Origin of the sequence: Micromonospora sp. NPDC005171, assembly GCF_040608575.1 — a bacterium.
Classification (GTDB): domain Bacteria; phylum Actinomycetota; class Actinomycetes; order Mycobacteriales; family Micromonosporaceae; genus Micromonospora.
Genome location: NZ_JBEXIM010000002.1, coordinates 525429 through 544920 on the forward strand (window position 1 = coordinate 525429; position 19492 = coordinate 544920).

The window sequence follows — 19492 nt, forward strand, 5'->3', positions numbered from 1 at the left end:
GCCTGAGCGGCGAACTCCAACAAGCCCAAGCAACCCTCCAAAAACCACCCCCGCCACCTCGTCGACCCGGCCATCAGCCAAATGATCCGGACGTTTACGATTCGACTGCACCGAGTCCGGTGATTCCACCGATCGTCACAGTACCGATAGCGCGGACAGTTCCGCCATCGCGAACCCCGACGGCGGGTCCTGTGGGCCCCCCGCCTAACTTGAGTCCTCCAACCCTAGGGCCCGTACTGGGTGGTGCAGGTACGGCCTTAACGCCGAGCACGCCAAACCCAATTCCAGCCGGCTTGGCAAGCCCTTCACCGGCGCCCCCCAGCACTCCCATAAGCCCCCCGCCCGGCATTGCCATGCGACCTATTGGCGGGCCGACTCCCCACTCGCCGCCGGGGGCAATTGGCAAGCCACAGACTGGCACCGAAAGCCCTGCCCATCGCTCGACACCACCGGTTTCCAGTAGAGCCATGCCACCGGCAGGCATCATCGGAGGTCCACCGACAGTCGGTTTGGGCCAGCCGGGCATAGGAGCTAATTCACCCCGCCGAGTCAACCCGATTGGCGGCGTGATTGGTGGTGGGGGCGCGGGCACGGCACCTAGTGGAGGAGCTGGTTCTCGACCCGGCGCAGGGCGCAGCTTCCCGGCGGCACAGAGCATCCCACCGATCGGCGGTGGTCCAAGCCTGACGAGTCCCGCTTATATGCAACCAAACCCTGCGCGGCCAAGCGTCCGCAGGCAGGCCGACAGCAGCTCGCCCCACTGGGATCCCGATAACCCCTGGGAGACCGAAAAGGGGGTGACTCCGATAGTCCGGCCACCCGACGACGAAGGTCCCATTGATCCGGGCCCGGCTATCGGCTTCGCGCGATAATGCTATTCATCAATCGAGCCACACTAGTCACGATGCTCCTGCCAATCGCAGCCCTGGGGCCGACCACGTCGGACCAACCGTTCCTAATACGCAGCGCATCTCGGCTCGACCAAGCCGAGCGCATCCGAGACGACCAGTGGCACCTTCGCTTCCTGAACGTCTCTCGAGCACAGACTATTAGCCAGGGCGAGGGAGTCATCGTCGCAGTTCCGGACACTGGCGTCGATCCCCATCCGGACCTCAGGAAGAATTTGCTCAAGGGCACAGATACCGTAGCGGGCGGCCTGGGAAATGGCCAGCAAGACCCGAACAGTCATGGCACAAGCATGGCAGGGTTGATTGCGGCGCACGGCAGGGGTGCAAGTTTAGGCGCGCTCGGCATTGCGCCTAAATCCAAAATCCTCCCGATAAAGGCGGCCAGTGCGGACAATTTCGGCGAAGCCGATGATCTCGCCGCAGCCGTTGAATACGCGACAGCCAACAGCGCTCAAATCATTAGCATCTCAAGCGGAGGTGCCTCGACACCACGCCTCGTCCGTGCAATCAAATCCGCCGTGGCAGCGAACATCATAATTGTGGCATCAATAGGTAATTTACCCCACAGTGCAACTGCATATCCAGCCAGCGAAGAGGGTGTCATCGCGGTTGGGGGCGTCGATCGCGCTGGCCAACACGCTGCCATCTCGGTCACCGGGCCGAAGATCGATGTGGTCGCTCCTGCGGTCGACATCTATAGCACCAGCTACGGCGGAAAGTATTCGAAGGGGACTGGTACGTCGAGCGCTACGGCGATCGTGGCGGGTGCGGCTGCCTTGATCAGGTCCAAGTACCCATTTCTGCCGGCCCGGGAGGTGGCGCACCGGCTCACGGCTACCGCCGTCGACAAAGGCCCGCCTGGGCGTGACGACGAGTACGGGTATGGAGTGATCGATCTTGTGGCGGCGCTGACGGCAGACGTACCGCCGCTGGGGTTTGAATCGGTGAGCGCTCCGGCCGGTGCTGGCCCGACCACGGCGGCTGCCGCTCAGCCGGGTGATGAGAGCGACGGCGCGACCGCGCGCGGCCTGGCCACCCTCGGGGTGATCGTGGCTGCCGGGGTGGGGTGGGCGGTGATGGCGCGACGACGTCGGCGTGGTGATGATCCGCCGCCCAGAATCAGTCGCTGATCGATCAACGAAGCGTGATCCACTCGCGTTCCAGGAAATCGCGGTGTCCAGAGCGACGGGATGCCGCGTTTTCCTGAAGGGCGAGTGGATCAAGCGCGTCAACCCCGACCAAGACGCCAAGCCCGACCAAGACGCCAAGCCCGACCAAGACGCCAGCCCCGACCAAGACGCCAGCCCCGACCGAGACGCCAAGCCCGACCAAGACGCCACCCCCGACCGAGACGCCAAGCCCGACCAAGACGCCAACCCCGACCAAGGCGCCCGGCCCGACCAGGACACCAGGCCAGGACGCCCGACCAGGACACCAGGCCAGGCCGATCTGCCCCAGCGGCTTGGCGGCCGAGGGCTGGGCGGGGTGCCGGACTTGGTGAGGGGCTGGGCGGTAACGTCGGGCTCGTGTCTGAGACCTTGCCTCTTCGCCTCGTGCTCGCTTCGGCGAGCCCTGCCCGTCGAAAGTTGCTCCAGGCTGCTGGCATCGAGCCGGAGGTGCTGGTCAGTGGGGTTGATGAGTCCCTGGTGGTGGCCGAGCGGGCCGAGGAGTTGTGTCTGGAGTTGGCTCGCTTGAAGGCGCAGGCGGTGTTGACCCGGCTGAACCCGGCCGCCGACCAGCGGACGTTGGTGATTGGCTGCGACTCGGTGCTCGCCTTCGACGGGGAGATCCTCGGTAAGCCGGCGGATGCGGCTGACGCGACCCGGCGGTGGCAGCGGATGCGGGGGCGCAGCGGCGTTCTGCACAGCGGGCACTGCCTGGTTGACGTTGACGCGGGGCGGCGCGCGGAGGCGGTCGCGTCGACCATTGTCCACTTCGCTGACATCAGCGATGACGAGATCGCCGCGTACGTGGCCACTGGTGAGCCGTTGGCGGTGGCCGGCGCCTTCACGATCGACGGGCTGGGTGGGCCGTTCGTGGAGCGGATCGAGGGTGACCCGGGGACGGTGGTCGGGTTGTCGATGCCGCTGCTGCGTCGGCTCCTCGCCGAGTTGGATCTGCGGGTCACCGACCTGTGGACGGCTGTCGCGCCGGGCGGCCAATCTGTCGAGCCGCTCGGTAGCGTCCGGTCATGACCACCAAGTCGATCCCGCTCACCAACGAGCTGCACGCCTATCTGGTCGCACACGGCTCCCCGCCGGACGAGATCATCCGTGACCTGGCCGAGGAGACCCGGTCGGTGCTGCCGGAGCACGCCACCATGCAGGTGGCTCCGGAGCAGGCCGCGTTCCTGACGTTCCTCACCCGGCTGCTCGGTGTGCGGCAGGCCGTCGAGGTCGGCACGTTCACCGGGCTCTCGTCGCTGGCGATCGCCCGCGGGTTGCCCGGGGGCGGGCGGCTTACCTGCTTTGACATCTCCGAGGAGTTCACCGGCATCGCCCGGCGTTACTGGGCGCGGGCCGGCGTGCACGACCTGATCGACCTGCGCATCGGCCCGGCCGCGGACGGGCTGCGGGAGTTGCCGCACGAGCGGCACCTGGACTTCGCGTTCATCGACGCGGACAAGACCGGCTACCCGATCTACTGGGCGGAGCTGGTGCCCCGGATGCGTCCGGGTGGGGTGATCGCCGTCGACAACGTGTTGCGGGGCGGGCGGGTGATCGCACCGCAGGACGAAGGTGACCGGGCCATCGCCGCGTTCAACGACGAGGTCCTCGCCGACGTGCGGGTGGACCCGGTGATGCTGCCGATCGCCGACGGCGTGACCCTCGCCCGGGTCCGCTGACAGTCGGCGAGCCGCCGGGCGCCCGCACCCGCTGAGCACCGGCAACCAGCGAACGCCGGCAGTCGCCGAACACGAAAATCGGGGTGTCCCCCAGCAAGGGACACCCCGATTTTCAGGAACTCGTGCGCAGGGGAAGAGTCAGCGGACGCTGCGGGCGAACTGGCGGGCTGCCCAGTAGACGCCTAGCGCGGCGAGGACCGCTGTGATGCTGAGGCCCTGCCAGACCTTGTCGCTGCCCAGGTCACCGGCGAACAGTGCGCGGGTGCCGTCGACCGCCCAGGAGAACGGGTTCCAGTTGGCGATGCCCTGCAACCAGCCGGGCGCGAAGGTCAGCGGCAGCAGGATGCCGGAGAGCAGCAGCACCGGCTGGGCCACAGTGTTCATCAGCGGGGCCAGCGCGTCCTCGCTCTTGACCTTGAGGGCGACGCCGTAGGAGACGGCCGAGGTCATGAGGGCGATCAGGGCGAGCATCAGGTACGCCAGCAGCAGGTCCCCGATGAACACCCGCAGGTCGAACAGGAGCGCCAGCAGGGTGATGATGACCGCCTGCACCATCAGCGAGACCACGTCGCGCAGGGAGCGGCCGAGCAGCAGGGCGAGCCGGCTGATCGGGGTGACCCGGGAGCGTTCGATGACGCCGGCTCGCAGCTCGGCGATCAGGCCGAAGCCCTGGAACAGCCCACCGAAGATGGCCAGCAGCACCAGCAGACCCGGTACGAAGATCTTGTAGGCGGCGGCCTGTGTGGGCGCGTTCAGTGCGGGCTTGAGCAGCGGGGCGAAGAGCAGCAGGTACATGACCGGCTGGAACACGCCGACGAAGACCCAGACCGGGTTGCGCAGCAGGAGTTGGGTCTGGCGCTGGAAGATCAGCCACGTGTCACGGGCGAATTTCATGAGAGTCGTCTCCGGTGGTCAGGACTCGCGCAGCGAGCGGCCGGTCTTGGTGAGGAAGACGTCGTCCAGGCTGGGCCGGTGCAGCTCGATCGAGCGCAGTTCCAGCCCGGCGTGGTCGAGTCGGCGCAGCACCTGCGGAATGGCGGTGGCGCCCTCGTCGACGTAGAGGCGTAGGCCGCCCTCGTCGGCAGTCTCCAGCTTGTTGACGTACGGCTCGCCGTCGAGCGTCTGGGCGGCCTGTGGGGTGGCGGCCAGGTCGAGACCGACAAGCACCACGTCGCCGGAGATCTCCCGCTTGAGCTCGGCTGGCGTGCCCTCGGCCACCACCTCGCCGTTGTCCATGATCGCGATCCGATCGCAGAGCGCGTCGGCCTCGTCCAGGTAGTGCGTGGTGATGAAGACGGTCATCCCGTCGGCGCGCAGCCGCCGGATCTCGTCCCACATGTGGGCGCGGCTCTGCGGGTCGAGGCCGGTGGTCGGCTCGTCCAGGAAGACGATCTTCGGCTCGTGGATGATGCCGAGGGCGATCTCCACCCGGCGACGCTGGCCGCCGGAGTAGGTCTTGCACTTGCGGTCGGCGTACTCGGTGAGCTGGAAGGCGTCCAGGGCGCGGGCGGCGCGCCCCTGCGCGTCGGCCTTGCTGATGCCGTACATCCGGGCGTGCAGCACCAGCTCTTCGCGGGCGGTGGACTCGTCCCAGGTGCTGCCGCCCTGCGGGACGTAACCGATGCGGCGGCGCACTTCGGCCGGATCCTTACGCAGGTCGGCGCCCGCGATGGTGGCCTCGCCGCCGTCCGGCTCGATCAGCGTGGCGAGCATCCGCAGCGTGGTGGTCTTGCCGGCGCCGTTCGGGCCGAGGAAGCCGAAGATCTCGCCCTTGGCAACGTCAAGGTCGACGCCCCGCACGGCGTCCACCGTCTTCGTCTCTCGACCCGCGCGGGAGCGGAACGACTTCCGCAGCCCCCTGGTCTCGATCATTTCTGCTCCTGGTCGTTCGGGCCGGCCGGGCCGGCCGTCGAGTGGGACGACGCCGGACGGCGCACTCCCCCGCTGTGCCGCCAGCAGGCTAACGCGATATAGCTTTTTTAGTCAACGTTGATTATTTCGCATCGGGGGCGGGCGGCTCCACGCCGTCCCTCCACCCCGACCAACCCTGCGCTTCATCCAGCTCAGCAGGCAGGTACGACACTCCGGAATCGATGCGCTCGGCGATCCGCTCGCACCAGCTCATCTCCGCCTCCGCCCGCGCCGACCACAGCTCGAACATCCAGCCCACGTGCGCCGGCTTGCGGTTGCGCACCCAGTCCGACTCCAGCGAGGCGCGCATCGACTCGATGCCGGCCCGCAGCAGATTGGCCCGGTTGCGCAGGGCGGCGGCCGCCTCGTCCCGCGGCATGGCCGGCAGGAAGGAGAAGGCAGCCACGAAGGGGTCGGCGGGCTCGCTGATGGTCCACCAGGAGTTGCGCAGCAGCGTCTCGAACTCGTCCTCGCCCTTGACTGTCACCTCGTACGTGGTGCGCGCCGGACGGGCACCCACCTGCTCGGTCGCGACGGCGCGAAGCAGCCCTTCCTCGGTGAGCTTGCGCAGGGCGTGATAGATCGATCCGGGCTGCACGTTCGCCCACTTGTCGGCGCTCCAGCTCAGCAGCTCGCGGCGCACGTCGTAGCCGTGCACGGGCTGCATCCACCGCACCAGACCGAGAATCATCATCCGAGTCGAAGACACCCGATAAGCGTAATAGCCAAGTTTGACTAAACCGTGGTGGGTCCAGTGCGGCATCCCACACTGAGCGATCGTTAGGGCCGCAGTGGGCGGCCGATACACTCCCCGTCAGTAACCTGCCCGGGAGGAGCCACGAAGGTGCGCAAGGTACTCATCGCCAACCGCGGCGAGATCGCCGTCCGGGTGATCCGCGCGTGCCGCGACGCCGGCCTCGCCAGCGTCGCCGTGTACGCGGACTCCGACCGCGACGCCCTGCACGCCACCCTCGCCGACGAGGCGTACGCCCTCGGCGGGGACAGCGCGACCGAGACCTACCTGCGCATCGACAAGCTTCTCGACGTCGCCGCCCGGGCCGGCGCCGACGCCGTACACCCGGGTTATGGCTTCCTCAGCGAAAACGCCGACTTCGCCCAGGCCGTCACGGACGCCGGGCTGACCTGGATCGGCCCCACTCCGCAGGCGATCCGCGACCTGGGCGACAAGGTCACTGCCCGGCACATCGCCCAGCGGGCCGGCGCGCCGCTGGTCCCCGGCACTCCGGACCCGGTGGCCAACCCGGACGAGGTGATGGCGTTCGCCGTCGACCACGGCCTGCCGGTCGCCATCAAGGCCGCCTTCGGTGGCGGTGGGCGCGGCCTCAAGGTCGCCCGCACGATGGAGGAGATCCCCCAGCTGTTCGAGTCGGCCACCCGGGAGGCGGTCGCGGCGTTCGGCCGGGGCGAGTGCTTCGTCGAGCGGTACCTGGACCAGCCGCGGCACGTCGAGGCTCAGGTCCTCGCCGACCAGCACGGCAATGTGATCGTCGTCGGCACCCGGGACTGCTCGTTGCAGCGACGCCACCAGAAGCTCGTCGAGGAGGCGCCCGCGCCGTTCCTCACCGACGCCCAGCGCGCGCAGATCCACGACAGCGCCAAGGCGATCTGCCGCGAAGCCGGTTACCACGGCGCCGGCACCGTGGAATACCTGGTCGGCATGGACGGCACCATCTCCTTCCTGGAGGTCAACACCCGGCTTCAGGTCGAGCACCCGGTCACCGAGGAGACCGCCGGCATCGACCTGGTCCGGGAGCAGTTCCGGATCGCGGACGGCGAGAAGCTGCGGATCACCGAGGACCCGACGCCGCGCGGGCACGCGATCGAGTTCCGGATCAACGGCGAGGACCCGGGCCGCAACTTCCTGCCCGCCCCGGGCACCGTCACCGCGCTGCGCCTGCCCAGCGGGCCGGGGGTTCGGGTCGACACCGGCATCTCGGCCGGCGACGTGATCGGCGGCAACTTCGACTCACTGCTCGCCAAGGTGATCATCACGGGTGAGACGCGGACCGAGGCGCTGGAGCGCGCCCGCCGCGCGCTGGACGAGATGGTCCTCGACGGCATGGCCACCGCCCTGCCGTTCCACCGACTCGTGGTGCGGGACGAGGCGTTCACCGCCGAACCGTTCACCGTGCACACCCGGTGGATCGAGACGGAGTTCCACAACACCGTGCCGCCGTTCACCGCCGCCGCCGGCACCGCCGAGGCGCCGGCCGAACGCGACACCGTCGTGGTCGAGGTGGGCGGCAAGCGCCTCGAGGTGAGCCTCCCCGCCGGCTTCGGCGGGAGTACGACCACCGCGGCACCCGCCTCCCGCAAGCCGACCCGGCGCGGGGGTGGCGGTGCCAAGGCCGGCGCCCCGGCCGGCGGCGACGCGCTCACCTCGCCGATGCAGGGCACCATCGTCAAGATCGCTGTGGCGGACGGCGACACAGTGGCCGAGGGTGACCTGGTCGTGGTGTTGGAGGCGATGAAGATGGAGCAGCCGCTGCACGCCCACAAGGCAGGCACGGTCAGCGGTCTCAGCGCCGAGGTCGGCGCCGTGATCACCGCCGGCGCTCCCATCTGCACCATCGCCTGAGCCGCCCGGCCGGCAGTCAGCGCAGAACCTCGGTGGCGACGGCTCGGACGGCGGCGGTCAGGGCGTTCAGCACCTCCGACTCCAGCCGCCAGTGCTGCCAGTACAGCGGGACGTCGAGGTGTCGGCCGGGCGCGAGGTCGACACAGCGACCGGCGGTCAGGTCGGCCTGGGCGATCTGTTTCGGCACCAGACTCCAGCCCAACCCGAGCCGGATCGCCTCGCTGAGCGCCGGCACCGACGGAACGTAGTGCACCGGCGGGTCGAGCGGTCGACCGGCCACCGCCCGGATGAACCGGTGTTGCACCCGGTCCTTCCGGTCGAAGACGAGAAGCGGGGCGCTCGCCAGCGCGGCGGCGGTTAATCCTCCGGCGAAGTGGGACGCCGCGAATTCCGGGGTGACCAACGCGCGGTAGCGCATGGCCCCGAGCCGCAGCACCCGGCAGCCCTGCACGGCCTCCCGCTGGGCGGTGACCGCCGCCGTCACCGAACCGTCGCGGAGCAGCTCGGCGGTGTGGTCCTGATCGTCCTGCCGCAGGTCGAACGAGAGCCCGGCCCGCTGCGGCAGGCGGGCCAGCGCGGCGGGGAACCAGGTGGCCAGCGAGTCCGCGTTGACCACCACGGCCACCCGGATCCGGCCACCGCCGGCCAACGGGCCGCGAGCGTCGGCCAGCGCCTCCCGTTCGAGCAGCGTGAGCTGGCCGGCCAGGCGCAGCAGCGGGCGGCCGGCGTCGGTTGCCACGCACGGTCGGGCGCGGCGGACCAGCACCTGGCCGACGTTCTCCTCCAGCGCCTTGATCCGTTGGCTCACCGCCGACGGCGTGACGTGCAGCAACCGGGCCGCCGCGTCGAAACTGCCCTCCGCCACCACCGCCGCGAGGGTGCGCAGCTGCGCCGAGTCGAGACCTTCCATTAGCTGAGCTTAAGTTGCGTCAGAATCTTTAGTTGGACTGGTGAGTGTCGGCAGCCCTAGCGTCGAGTCCGTGCTCACCTCCGCCGTCGCCGGCTTCTCGATCTCCATCGCGCTCATCGTCGCCATCGGCGCCCAGAACGCCTTCGTCCTGCGCCAAGGCCTGCGCCGCGAGCACGTCATACCCGTGGTGCTGACCTGCGCCGCGTCGGACGCGCTGCTGATCATGGCGGGGGTGGCCGGGGTCGGTTCCCTGGTGACCGCCCGACCGGGCCTCCTCACCGCGATCCGCTGGGGCGGCGCGGCCTTCCTGCTTTGCTACGCCGGGCTCGCCGCCCGCCGCGCCCTGCGGCCCGGCGCCCTCCTGCCCACCGACCGGCCGCCGGCCACGTTGGGTGCGACCCTGCTCGCCTGTGCCGCCTTCACCTACCTGAACCCCCACGTCTACCTGGACACCGTGCTCCTGCTCGGCGGGGTGGCCCAACAACATCCGTACCGGTGGGTGTTCGGGGCCGGTGCAGCCCTGGCCAGTGTGGTCTGGTTCACCGCGCTCGGCGTCGGCGCGCAGCGTCTCGCGCCGCTGCTCGCCCGCGCCGGGGCCTGGCGGGTGCTGGACGCGATCATCGCCGTGGTGATGGCCGGGCTGGCCGTGGCACTCCTGCTAGGCTGACCGGCTCGCACCCGGCCGGGCCCGCCGTGGCGCTCCTGGGCTGACCGGTTCGCCCGGCGAGCACCGACGACGCCACCGGGACCAGGACCGACGGCGGCGCGAGTGTTTTCCGCGACCACCGGCGGTGGAATGGACCGCGAGCGGGAATGATTGCCGGGTGCGGTTCCTTCACGGCGCGGTCCCCGCGCACGACCTGACCTATACCGACGTCTTCATGGCGCCGGCCCGCTCCGATCTGGCCTCCCGGCTCGACGTCGACCTCTCCACCGGCGACGGCACCGGCACCACCATCCCGTTGGTGGTGTCGAACATGACCGCGGTCGCCGGACGGCGGATGGCGGAGACGGTCGCCCGCCGGGGTGCCATCGCGGTGATTCCGCAGGACATTCCGATCGAGGTGGTGGCGAATGTCGTCGCCTGGGTCAAGCAGCGCCACCTGGTCTACGACACGCCGATCACGCTCGGCCCGACCGAGACCGTGGGCGATGCCATCCACCTGCTGCCCAAGCGCTCGCACGGTGCGGTGATCGTGGTCGACGACGCCGGCCGGCCGATGGGTGTGGTCACCGAGGCGGACACCACTGGCGTGGACCGGTTCGCTCAGCTGCGGCACGTGATGTCCACCGAGCTGCACACCGTCCCGGCGGACGCGGATCCGCGTACCGGTTTCGACAGGCTCTCGGCGGGCCGTCGCCGACTCGCCCCGGTGGTGGACGCCGAGGGCCGGCTGGTCGGGGTGCTGACCCGGCAGGGCGCGTTGCGGGCCACCCTCTACACGCCGGCCGTGGACGACCGGGGCCGGCTCCGGATCGCGGCGGCCGTCGGGATCAACGGTGACGTGACCGGCAAGGCCGCTGCCCTGCTGGAGGCGGGGGTGGACACGTTGGTGGTGGACACCGCGCACGGCCACCAGGCACGGATGATCTCCGCGCTTCAGGCGGTCCGCGAGCTGGACCCGGGCGTACCGGTGGCGGCCGGCAACGTGGTCACCGCCGAGGGCGTCCGCGACCTGGTGGAGGCGGGGGCGGACATCATCAAGGTCGGCGTCGGCCCCGGCGCGATGTGCACCACCCGGATGATGACCGGCGTGGGTCGACCGCAGTTCTCCGCCGTACTCGACTGCGCGGCCGCCGCCCGCCAACTGGGCCGGCACGTGTGGGCCGACGGTGGAGTGCGGCACCCTCGGGACGTGGCGCTCGCGCTCGCCGCCGGCGCGTCGAACGTGATGGTCGGTTCCTGGTTCGCCGGCACCTACGAGTCCCCCGGTGACCTCTACACCGATGCGGACGGTCGGCGGTACAAGGAGAGCTTCGGGATGGCCTCGGCTCGGGCGGTCAGCGCCCGGACCGCCGACGACAGCCCGTACGACCGGGCCCGCAAGGCGGTGTTCGAGGAGGGCATCTCCTCGGCCCGGATGCACCTGGACCCGGCCCGCCCCGGCGTCGAGGACCTGATCGACGAGATCATCGCGGGGGTACGCAGCGCCTTCACGTACGCCGGCGCACGGAACCTGACCCAGTTCCACGAGCGGGCGATCGTCGGCGTGCAGAGCGCCGCCGGCTTCACCGAAGGAATGCCCCTCCCCACCAGCTGGTAACTCCGTGTCCCGACGCGTCGATCATGGAGTTGTGGTGCCTCACAGAAGGGGCACCGGTGGACGAACCGCCCACCATTACTCCATGATCGACGCCATGAGGGGTGGGGAGGCTCGGGGTCGGGTGGCCAGCCGGCGTAGGACGGCGCGGGCTGCCTCGCGGGGATTGTCACCCACCCGGTCGGGCAGTGCGCCGGCCAGCCAGAGGGTGGCGAAGCCGTGTGCGATCGACCAGGCCGCGAGCGCGTCCCGGTCGGTGTCGGCGGGCGCGCCGCCGGTGGGTAGCGCCGCCACCCCGGAGCGGAGTGCCGCGCCGGCCCGGCCCCGGGCGGCGATCACCTCGGCGTCGTCGGCCCGGTAGAGCTCCGGCCGGAACATCACTTCGAAGTACGCCCGGTGCGTGACGGCGAAGTCGACGTACGCGACGCCGGCCTCCAACAGGTCGTCATCCGCCTCGGTCAACGTCTGGGCCAGCAGGTCGAAGCCCTGGGCGGCGAGCGCGGCGAGCAGGCCCGCCTTGTCGCCGAAGTGGTGTGCGGGCGCGGCGTGCGAGACACCGGCCCGGCGGGCCAGGTCGCGCAGGCTCAGCGCGGCAGGCCCGACCTCCTCGATGGCCTCCAGCGCTGCGGTCAGCAGGGTGCGACGCAGGTCGCCGTGGTGGTAGGCGCGCGTGTCGGTCATGCGCAAATCCTATCTTGCCATTGACAAGATGCGCCTCTGCCGCGCAATCTTGCCACTGACAAGTTTCCCCCGAGGAGGATTCCGATGGCACCCCTGATCGCCCTGATCGTCGGCACCGCGCTGGCCCGACTCACCGGCCTGGCCGGCATCTCCGCACTGGACGGCTGGAGTCCCGCGCTGCGCGTCGGGCTGGCCGTGATGTTCACGCTGACCGCCGTCGCACACTTCGCCGGCCAGCGCCGCGCTGACCTGATCGCGATGGTCCCGCCCCGACTGCCCCGGCCGGACCTGCTGGTCACCGCCACCGGCGTGCTGGAACTGGTCGGCGCGGTCGGCCTCCTGGTGCCGGCGACCGCCCGGGTCGCGGCGGCCGGGCTCGGCCTGCTCATGCTCGCCATGTTCCCGGCCAACGTCTCGGCCGCCCGCCGGAAGCTGACCCTCGCCGGACGTCCGGTGACCCCGTTGGCACAGCGAACGATTCTGCAGATCGTGTTCGTGGCCACCGCTGCGGCAATTTCGTTTGGCCCCTGACTATCAGGGCGCTAACCTATCCGTCGTGGAACTCGTGACCCTCCAGGACGTGCCGCTCGGGCGGCTACTGGTGGTGGCCGGGCACCTCGTCGGGCAGCGGTGGAACCGTTACCTCGCCGAGGAGCACGGCCTCACCCAGGCCGGCATGATCACCCTGATGACGCTCGCCCGACACGGCGAGCTGCCCCACCGGGCGGTCGCCGAGAAGGGGTTCGTCCGGCCGGCGACCCTGACCGGCATCGTCGACACGCTCGAGCGCGACGGTCTGGTCGAGCGGCAGCGCGACGACAACGACCGACGCAGCATCCGACTCGCCATCACCCCCGCCGGGCGGGAACGGGTGGCCGCGCTCGGCGCACTCATGCACTCCGGACGGCCCCTCACCTCGGTCGACGCCGACCCGGCGAAGGCCCAGGTGATCCGGGAGTTCCTGCTTGAGGTCATCGGCAGCGGAGACGACCCGCGGATGACCGGACGCCCTACCGAAACGAAGGACCCGGCGTGCTGATCCGACTCCTGCGCGGCCAACTGCGCAGCTATCAGAGACCGTTGCTGGCGGTGGTGCTGCTCCAGTTCGTGGGCACCATGGCCTCGCTCTATCTGCCCAGCCTCAACGCGGACATCATCGACCAGGGTGTGGCCCGGGGCGACACCGACTACATCGTGCGCACCGGCGGCTGGATGCTGCTGGTCAGCCTGATCCAGATCGTCTGTTCGATCGCCGCCGTCTACCTGGGCGCCCGGGTCGCGATGGGCTTCGGCCGCGACGTACGCGCCGAACTGTTCGGGCACGTCAACCGCTTCTCGGCCCGCGAGGTGGCCCGGTTCGGGGCGCCGTCGCTGATCACCCGCAACACCAACGACGTGCAGCAGGTGCAGATGCTCGTGCTGATGAGCTGCACGATGCTGGTCGCCGCACCGATCATGAGCGTCGGCGGCGTGTTCATGGCACTGCGCGAGGACGTCGGGCTCTCCTGGCTGATGCTGGTCAGCGTGCCGGTGCTGGCCATCGCGCTCGGCGCGATCATCCGTCGGATGGTGCCCGGCTTCCGGTTGATGCAGACCCGCATCGACACTGTCAACCGGGTGCTGCGCGAGCAGATCACCGGCATCCGGGTGGTCCGCGCGTTCGTCCGCGAGCCGTACGAGACGGACCGCTTCGGCGTCGCCAACGCCGACCTGACCGCGACCGCGCTGCGTACCGGTCGGTTGCTGGCGTTGATCTTCCCGGTGGTCATGCTGGTGCTGAACGTCTCCAGCGTGGCGGTGCTCTGGTTCGGCGCCCAGCGGGTGGACGCCGGCGCGATCCAGGTCGGCGCGCTCACCGCGTTCCTGCAGTACCTGATGCAGATCCTGATGGCGGTCATGATGGCCACCTTCATGCTGATGATGGTGCCGAGGGCGGCGGTCTGCGCCGAGCGGATCGTCGAGGTGCTGGACACCGACTCCTCGGTGGTCCCGGCCAGCGCGCCGGTCACCGAGTTGCCCACCCGAGCCGAGTTGGAGCTGCGCGGGGTGCGCTTCCAGTACCCGGGCGCGGTGGAGCCGGTGCTGCGCGACATCTCCTTCCGGGCGACCCCGGGCACCACCACGGCGATCATCGGCAGCACCGGCGCGGGCAAGACGACGCTGCTGTCGCTGATTCCCCGCCTGGTCGACGTCACCGCCGGCGCGGTGCTGGTCGACGGGGTGGACGTGCGGGAGTTGGCGCCGGACGAGCTGTGGCGACGCATCGGCCTGGTGCCGCAACGGCCGTACCTGTTCACCGGGACGGTCGCCAGCAACCTGCGCTACGGCAACCCAGACGCCACCGACGAGGAGCTGTGGACGGCGCTGGAGATCGCCCAGGCCCGGGACTTCGTGGCCCAGATGCCAGGCGGGCTGGACGCCCCGATCGCGCAGGGCGGCACCACCGTCTCCGGTGGGCAGCGGCAGCGCCTGGCCATCGCCCGGGCCCTGGTCCGGCAGCCGGAGATCTATCTCTTCGACGACTCGTTCTCCGCGCTCGACCTGGGCACCGACGCGCGGCTGCGAGCGGCACTGCGGCCCGTCACCGAGCAGTCCGCGGTGGTGATCGTGGCCCAGCGGGTCTCCACGATCATCGACGCCGACCAGATCATCGTTCTTGAAAACGGAGGGGTCGTCGGAGTGGGACGACATGCGGAGCTGTTGGACACCTGCCCGACGTACGCCGAGATCGTGGCCTCGCAGCAGACCACGGAGGTGGCGGCATGAGCGAGCGTGACGAGCCGCGCACCGCGGCCGTACCCAGTCAGAAGCCGGCCGGCGACGCGCAACAGTCGGGCGGCGACGCGCAACCGGCCGGCGGCGACGCGCGGACGCCGAAGCGGCTGCCGCCCGGGCGTCAGGGCGGCGGCCCGGCGTGGATGGGCGCCGGGATGCCCGCCGAGAAGTCGATGAACTTCGGGCCGTCGGCCCGACGGCTGCTCGGCCGGCTGCGCTCGCACCGGCTGCACCTGGCCGCGATCATCACGCTGGCGGTGTTGAGCGTCGGGTTCAGCGTGGCCGGGCCGAAGATCCTCGGCCACGCCACCGACCTGATCTTCAGCGGGGTAATCGGTCGGCAACTACCCGCCGGCACCACCGCCGAGCAGGCCGTCGCGGCGGCCCGGGCCAGCGGCAACGACAGCTTCGCCGACATGCTGGCCCGGATGGACGTGGTGCCCGGGGTGGGCATCGACTTCAGCGCCCTGGGTCGGGTGCTGCTGCTGGCGCTCGGGCTCTACCTGGCGGCGAGCCTGCTGTCCTGGTGGCAGGGCTGGCTGCTCAACGGCGTGGTCCAGCGCACCGTGCTGCGGCTGCGCGCCGAGGTGGAGGAGAAGCTCAACCGGCTGCCGCTGCCCTACTTCGACAGGCAGCCGCGCGGTGAGCTGCTCAGCCGGGTCACCAACGACATCGACAACATCTCCACCAGCCTGCAGCAGACCCTCAGCCAACTACTCACCTCGCTGCTGACAGTCGTCGGCGTGCTGGCCGTGATGTTCTGGATCTCGCCGGTGCTGGCGCTGGTGGCCCTGGTCGCGGTGCCGCTGTCGGTACTGGTCACCCAGCGCATCGCCAAGCGCTCACAGAAACAGTTCATCGCGCAGTGGACGCACACCGGCGAGCTCAACGGCCAGATCGAGGAGGCGTACACCGGTCATGAGCTGGTGAAGGTCTTCGGCCGGCAGCGGGAGGTCGAGGCCGCCTTCCACGCGAAGAACGAGGAGTTGTTCCGGGCCAGCTTCGGGGCGCAGTTCATCTCCGGGATCATCATGCCGTCGATGATGTTCATCGGAAACCTGAGCTACGTGGCGATCGCCGTGGTCGGCGGGCTGCGGGTCGCCTCCGGCACGATGAGCCTCGGCGACGTGCAGGCGTTCATCCAGTACTCCCGCCAGTTCACCCAGCCGCTCACCCAACTCGCCTCGATGGCCAACCTGCTCCAGTCCGGGGTGGCCTCGGCCGAGCGGGTCTTCGCGGTGCTCGACGCGGACGAGCAGACCCCCGACCCGGTCGCGCCGGCCCGGGTCACCGACCCGCACGGTCGGGTCGAGTTCGAGCACGTCTCGTTCCGCTACGAGCCGGACAAGCCGCTGATCGACGACCTGTCGCTGGTCGCCGAACCCGGGCACACGGTGGCCATCGTCGGCCCGACCGGGGCCGGCAAGACCACGCTGGTCAACCTGGTGATGCGGTTCTACGAGCTGGACGCCGGCCGGATCACCCTGGACGGGGTGGACATCACCACGATGCGCCGCGACGACCTGCGCGGCCGGATCGGCATGGTGCTGCAGGACACCTGGCTGTTCGGCGGCACCATCCGGGACAACATCGCCTACGGGCGGCCGGACGCGACCGAGGAGGAAATCCTCGCCGCGGCCCAGGCCACCTTCGTGGACCGGTTCGTGCGCAGCCTCCCGGACGGCTATGACACGGTCATCGACGAAGAGGGCAGCAACGTCAGCGCCGGTGAGAAGCAGCTGATCACCATCGCGCGCGCGTTCCTCGCCGAGCCGTCGCTGCTGATCCTCGACGAGGCCACCAGTTCGGTGGACACCCGCACCGAGGTGCTGCTGCAACGGGCGATGGCCGCGCTGCGCTCGGACCGGACCAGCTTCGTCATCGCGCACCGGCTCTCCACCATCCGCGACGCCGACCTGATCCTCATGATGGAGGACGGTCGGATCGTCGAGCAGGGCACCCACGAGCAGTTGCTCGCCGCGCAGGGCGCGTACCACCGGCTCTACCGCTCCCAGTTCACCGGCGCTGTGGTCGACGAGGAACCGGCCGCCCAACCGGCGTCGGTCTGAGGCCGGGCGGCCGTGCGCGCGAGACGATCGGTGGGCGGGTCAGTCCGACGGCAGCAGGTCGGTCGCGCGGGCGGAGACCTGCCCGCCGATCAGGGCGAGCGCGGCGTCGGCGGGCATCGGGGCCAGGGCGCGGCCACCGCGCAGGCGCAGCGCGAGGTGTCCGGCGACCACCTCCCGGGCACCCAACACCCCGAGGTACGGGACGCGGCGGCGGGCCGCGTCCCGGATCCGGGCGCCCAGCGAGCCGGCGGCGTCCACCTCGACCCGCAGACCGGCGTCACCCGCCCGTCGGGCCAGGTCGGCCGCCGCGTCGACCTGGCCGTCGTCGACCGGCAGCAGCACCATCTGGACGGGCGCGTACCAGGCCGGGAACGCCCCCTCGTGCACCTCGATGAGGTACGCGAACAGCCGCTCCATGCTGCCGACCAGGCTGCGGTGCACCATGACCGGGCGACGTCGGCTGCCGTCCGAGTCGGTGTACGACAGGTCGAACCGTTCCGGCTTGTCGAAGTCCACCTGGATGGTGGAGATGGTCGACTCCCGGCCGGCGGCGTCGACGATCTGAATATCGATCTTCGGGCCGTAGAAGGCGGCCTCCCCCGGCGCCTCGACGTACTCCACCCCGGCCAGCGCCTCCCGGAGCAGCTCCTCGGCGCGGGCCCACTGGGCGTCGTCGCCGACGTACTTCTCGCCCGGCCCGCGCAGCGACAGCCGGAACCCGGCCGGCCGGACGCCGAGCGCGGCGTGCGCTTCGCGGATCAGCCGGAGGATCTCGACGACCTCCGCGCCGACCTGCTCGGGGGCGCAGAAGGTGTGCGCGTCGTTGAGCGAGATGGCGCGGACCCGGGACAGCCCGCCGAGCACGCCCGAGCGCTCCGAGCGGTACATCCCGCCCAGCTCGGCGATCCGCAACGGCAGCTCCCGGTAGGAACGGCCCCGCGCCCCGAAGACCAACGCGTGGTGCGGGCAGAGCGCCGGCCGGAGCACGAACTCGTCGTCGGCGCTCAGCCGCATCGGCGGGAACATGTCGTCGGCGAAGTAGCCGAGATGGCCGGAGAGTTCGAAGAGTTCCCGCTTACCCAGCGGCGGCGAGTAGACGTGCTGGTGGCCGGAGCGGCGCTCCAACTCTCTGACGTACTCCTCGACGGCGTGCCGGGCAGCGGCGCCGGCCGGCAGCCAGATCGGCAGGCCGGCACCGGCCAGCGGGTCGGAGACGAAGAGGTCCAGCTCGCGGCCGAGCCTACGGTGGTCGATCATGTCGGGCTCCTGGATCGGGTACGACCCGGAGGCGACCTGGGCTCCGAACGGCGCGCTGCCCTCCGGGGCGGATCGCCCCGGGGCCTGGTCGACGGTGGTTACGTCAGAGCGGCGCGCCGGGGACACCCGGCGTCGTGGTCATCATTACCGCGCTGCGCATACGGCGACCGTACCCGCGCGACGATCAGGGTCGCACCCGATTTCGCGGCGGAGGGGTGGGCCGCCGGCGCGGGACCCGCCGGCGGCCCTGGCGGCCGAATCGTCAGGAACGGGGGACCCGACGGGCGTGGCCGCGCCGACAACGGTACGCCGACGAACGCGGTTGTGCCGCCCGCCTGGAACGGGTGGAACAGCCCCGGAACCCGTCACCCCGCAACGACCGGCCTCGTTGTAGCTGGGTGGCCCAGTCGTGTCGACGGTCACGACGGGCCGGGGCCGTCCACCGTGACGCCGGACACGACGTCAGGCTCTAGACACCCAATCGGCCGCATCCGGCGAGGTGGCAGGCGTGCCCGAACTTCTGACTGACGTCGCGTCGCCGACGTGGGCGTACCTGGTGCTGCTCGCTCTGCTGATCGCGGACGCCTTCGTGCCGGTGATCCCCACCCAGATCGTCATGATCACCAGTGGTGCGCTCACCGTCTACGGCGGGCTCAGCCTGCCGGTCACCATCGCCGTCGGCGCGCTCGGCGTCTTCGCCGGCGACCTGGCCTGCTACCTGCTCGGGCGCAGCGCGCCGGACCGGCGGCCACCGAAGCACGCCGAGCTGAGCCGTGCCCGCCGGGTGGCCAGCCGGGTGACCCAGGGGCTGCGACAACCCGGGCCGTTGGTCATCCTGCTCTGCCGGTTCGTGCCCGGCGGTCGGATGGCGGCCTGCTTCTCGGCCGGGCGGAGCCGCTATCCGTACCGGCTGTTCGTGCTCTACGAGTCCGTCGCCGCGCTGGGTTGGGCCACCTACGGCGCGCTGGTCGGGCACCTGGGCGGCACCGCACTGACCGAGTCGGCCTGGCGGCTGGCCATCATCGCCACCGCCGCGGCAGCCGGCTTCGCCGCGGCCGGATGGGCGATGACACTGGTGAGCGCCCGCCACGCCCGTGCCGCCGCCGCGGTCGACGTCTCCATCGACTGACCGCGCACCACCGACTCAGGAAGCAAAGACCTTGGACAGTTTCCGTCAGCTGGGCGGGCTCAACCGGTGGTTGCAACACCCCCTTTTGGTGGTTGTCGTTGGGGTGGTTATGGCGTCGAGGTTGAGTGCGTTGGAGCGGGAGCAGAT

The 19492-nt window shown here is 70.4% G+C and carries 17 protein-coding genes; 11 read left to right on the top strand and 6 right to left on the bottom strand.

Going from position 1 to position 19492, the window contains the following annotated elements:
* Positions 1 to 904 precede the first annotated feature (904 nt).
* The 3 genes from ABZU74_RS06410 (at position 905) to ABZU74_RS06420 (ending at position 3753) form a co-directional block, all read left to right on the top strand.
* Entirely contained in the window at positions 905 to 2038 is a 1134-nt protein-coding gene (locus ABZU74_RS06410; RefSeq protein WP_355419102.1) for a S8 family serine peptidase, read from the top strand.
* A gap of 396 nt (positions 2039 to 2434) precedes the next feature.
* Positions 2435 to 3103: a Maf family protein gene (locus ABZU74_RS06415; RefSeq protein WP_355419104.1), complete on the top strand. Its 669-nt coding sequence runs from the start codon at positions 2435 to 2437 to the stop codon at positions 3101 to 3103.
* A complete protein-coding gene (locus ABZU74_RS06420; protein WP_355419105.1) occupies positions 3100 to 3753 on the top strand; it encodes an O-methyltransferase in 654 nt (217 codons plus the stop codon). The genes ABZU74_RS06415 and ABZU74_RS06420 overlap by 4 nt, the downstream gene beginning before the upstream one ends.
* Before the next feature lie 138 nt (positions 3754 to 3891).
* Here ABZU74_RS06420 and ABZU74_RS06425 read toward each other — a convergent pair whose 3' ends face one another.
* The 3 genes from ABZU74_RS06425 to ABZU74_RS06435 all read right to left on the bottom strand — a co-directional run bounded on the left by ABZU74_RS06425 (position 3892) and on the right by ABZU74_RS06435 (position 6358).
* Positions 3892 to 4647 (bottom strand): ABC transporter permease, encoded by a 756-nt coding sequence (locus tag ABZU74_RS06425; protein ID WP_238657389.1) that lies wholly within the window; start codon positions 4645 to 4647, stop codon positions 3892 to 3894.
* An 18-nt stretch (positions 4648 to 4665) separates the two neighbouring features.
* Positions 4666 to 5625, bottom strand: coding sequence for an ATP-binding cassette domain-containing protein (locus ABZU74_RS06430; RefSeq protein WP_355419107.1), 960 nt, complete (start codon positions 5623 to 5625; stop codon positions 4666 to 4668).
* A 121-nt stretch (positions 5626 to 5746) separates the two neighbouring features.
* Positions 5747 to 6358 (bottom strand): PadR family transcriptional regulator, encoded by a 612-nt coding sequence (locus tag ABZU74_RS06435; protein WP_355419161.1) that lies wholly within the window; start codon positions 6356 to 6358, stop codon positions 5747 to 5749.
* Positions 6359 to 6508: 150 nt separating this feature from the next.
* Here ABZU74_RS06435 and ABZU74_RS06440 point away from each other — a divergent pair, with 150 nt between their 5' ends.
* On the top strand, positions 6509 to 8263 hold the full coding sequence (locus tag ABZU74_RS06440; protein ID WP_355419109.1) for a biotin carboxylase N-terminal domain-containing protein: 1755 nt from the start codon (positions 6509 to 6511) through the stop codon (positions 8261 to 8263).
* 16 nt (positions 8264 to 8279) lie between these two features.
* Here ABZU74_RS06440 and ABZU74_RS06445 read toward each other — a convergent pair whose 3' ends face one another.
* On the bottom strand, positions 8280 to 9173 hold the full coding sequence (locus ABZU74_RS06445) for a LysR family transcriptional regulator ArgP (RefSeq protein WP_355419111.1): 894 nt from the start codon (positions 9171 to 9173) through the stop codon (positions 8280 to 8282).
* A 70-nt stretch (positions 9174 to 9243) separates the two neighbouring features.
* Here ABZU74_RS06445 and ABZU74_RS06450 point away from each other — a divergent pair, with 70 nt between their 5' ends.
* Both ABZU74_RS06450 and ABZU74_RS06455 read left to right on the top strand, forming a co-directional pair.
* Positions 9244 to 9840, top strand: coding sequence for a LysE/ArgO family amino acid transporter (locus tag ABZU74_RS06450; protein ID WP_355419113.1), 597 nt, complete (start codon positions 9244 to 9246; stop codon positions 9838 to 9840).
* Between the two features lie 157 nt (positions 9841 to 9997).
* Positions 9998 to 11437 carry a GuaB1 family IMP dehydrogenase-related protein gene (locus ABZU74_RS06455; protein WP_355419115.1) on the top strand — a complete coding sequence of 480 codons (1440 nt, stop codon included), beginning with the start codon at positions 9998 to 10000 and terminating at the stop codon, positions 11435 to 11437.
* 75 nt (positions 11438 to 11512) lie between these two features.
* Here the strand turns inward: ABZU74_RS06455 and ABZU74_RS06460 are convergent, their stop codons facing one another.
* Positions 11513 to 12115 carry a TetR/AcrR family transcriptional regulator gene (locus tag ABZU74_RS06460; RefSeq protein WP_355419117.1) on the bottom strand — a complete coding sequence of 201 codons (603 nt, stop codon included), beginning with the start codon at positions 12113 to 12115 and terminating at the stop codon, positions 11513 to 11515.
* 84 nt (positions 12116 to 12199) lie between these two features.
* Here ABZU74_RS06460 and ABZU74_RS06465 point away from each other — a divergent pair, with 84 nt between their 5' ends.
* From ABZU74_RS06465 to ABZU74_RS06480, 4 genes are all read left to right on the top strand, one after another.
* Positions 12200 to 12646: a DoxX family membrane protein gene (locus ABZU74_RS06465; RefSeq protein ID WP_355419119.1), complete on the top strand. Its 447-nt coding sequence runs from the start codon at positions 12200 to 12202 to the stop codon at positions 12644 to 12646.
* A gap of 25 nt (positions 12647 to 12671) precedes the next feature.
* A complete protein-coding gene (locus ABZU74_RS06470) occupies positions 12672 to 13154 on the top strand; it encodes a MarR family transcriptional regulator (RefSeq protein WP_091394443.1) in 483 nt (160 codons plus the stop codon).
* Positions 13148 to 14881 (top strand): ABC transporter ATP-binding protein, encoded by a 1734-nt coding sequence (locus ABZU74_RS06475; RefSeq protein WP_355419121.1) that lies wholly within the window; start codon positions 13148 to 13150, stop codon positions 14879 to 14881. The genes ABZU74_RS06470 and ABZU74_RS06475 overlap by 7 nt, the downstream gene beginning before the upstream one ends.
* Positions 14882 to 15033: 152 nt before the next feature.
* Complete coding sequence (locus tag ABZU74_RS06480) at positions 15034 to 16959, top strand: ABC transporter ATP-binding protein (RefSeq protein WP_355419163.1); 1926 nt, start codon at positions 15034 to 15036, stop codon at positions 16957 to 16959.
* Positions 16960 to 16998: 39 nt separating this feature from the next.
* Here ABZU74_RS06480 and thrS read toward each other — a convergent pair whose 3' ends face one another.
* Positions 16999 to 18216 carry a threonine--tRNA ligase gene (gene thrS / locus ABZU74_RS06485; protein ID WP_355419123.1) on the bottom strand — a complete coding sequence of 406 codons (1218 nt, stop codon included), beginning with the start codon at positions 18214 to 18216 and terminating at the stop codon, positions 16999 to 17001.
* 508 nt (positions 18217 to 18724) lie between these two features.
* Between thrS and ABZU74_RS06490 the strand changes: the two genes are divergently transcribed.
* Complete coding sequence (locus ABZU74_RS06490) at positions 18725 to 19345, top strand: DedA family protein (RefSeq protein WP_355419125.1); 621 nt, start codon at positions 18725 to 18727, stop codon at positions 19343 to 19345.
* Positions 19346 to 19492: the final 147 nt, after the last annotated feature.

What these genes read in the sequence shown, in the direction of transcription:
- ABZU74_RS06410 (WP_355419102.1), top strand. Translation starts at nt 905, where the DNA reads ATGCTCCTGCCAATCGCAGCCCTGGGGCCGACCACGTCGGACCAACCG.
- ABZU74_RS06420 (WP_355419105.1), top strand. Translation starts at nt 3,100, where the DNA reads ATGACCACCAAGTCGATCCCGCTCACCAACGAGCTGCACGCCTATCTG.
- ABZU74_RS06425 (WP_238657389.1), bottom strand. Translation starts at nt 4,647, where the DNA reads ATGAAATTCGCCCGTGACACGTGGCTGATCTTCCAGCGCCAGACCCAA.
- ABZU74_RS06430 (WP_355419107.1), bottom strand. Translation starts at nt 5,625, where the DNA reads ATGATCGAGACCAGGGGGCTGCGGAAGTCGTTCCGCTCCCGCGCGGGT.
- ABZU74_RS06435 (WP_355419161.1), bottom strand. Translation starts at nt 6,358, where the DNA reads ATGATGATTCTCGGTCTGGTGCGGTGGATGCAGCCCGTGCACGGCTAC.
- ABZU74_RS06445 (WP_355419111.1), bottom strand. Translation starts at nt 9,173, where the DNA reads ATGGAAGGTCTCGACTCGGCGCAGCTGCGCACCCTCGCGGCGGTGGTG.
- ABZU74_RS06460 (WP_355419117.1), bottom strand. Translation starts at nt 12,115, where the DNA reads ATGACCGACACGCGCGCCTACCACCACGGCGACCTGCGTCGCACCCTG.
- ABZU74_RS06465 (WP_355419119.1), top strand. Translation starts at nt 12,200, where the DNA reads ATGGCACCCCTGATCGCCCTGATCGTCGGCACCGCGCTGGCCCGACTC.
- ABZU74_RS06480 (WP_355419163.1), top strand. Translation starts at nt 15,034, where the DNA reads ATGGGCGCCGGGATGCCCGCCGAGAAGTCGATGAACTTCGGGCCGTCG.
- thrS (WP_355419123.1), bottom strand. Translation starts at nt 18,216, where the DNA reads ATGATCGACCACCGTAGGCTCGGCCGCGAGCTGGACCTCTTCGTCTCC.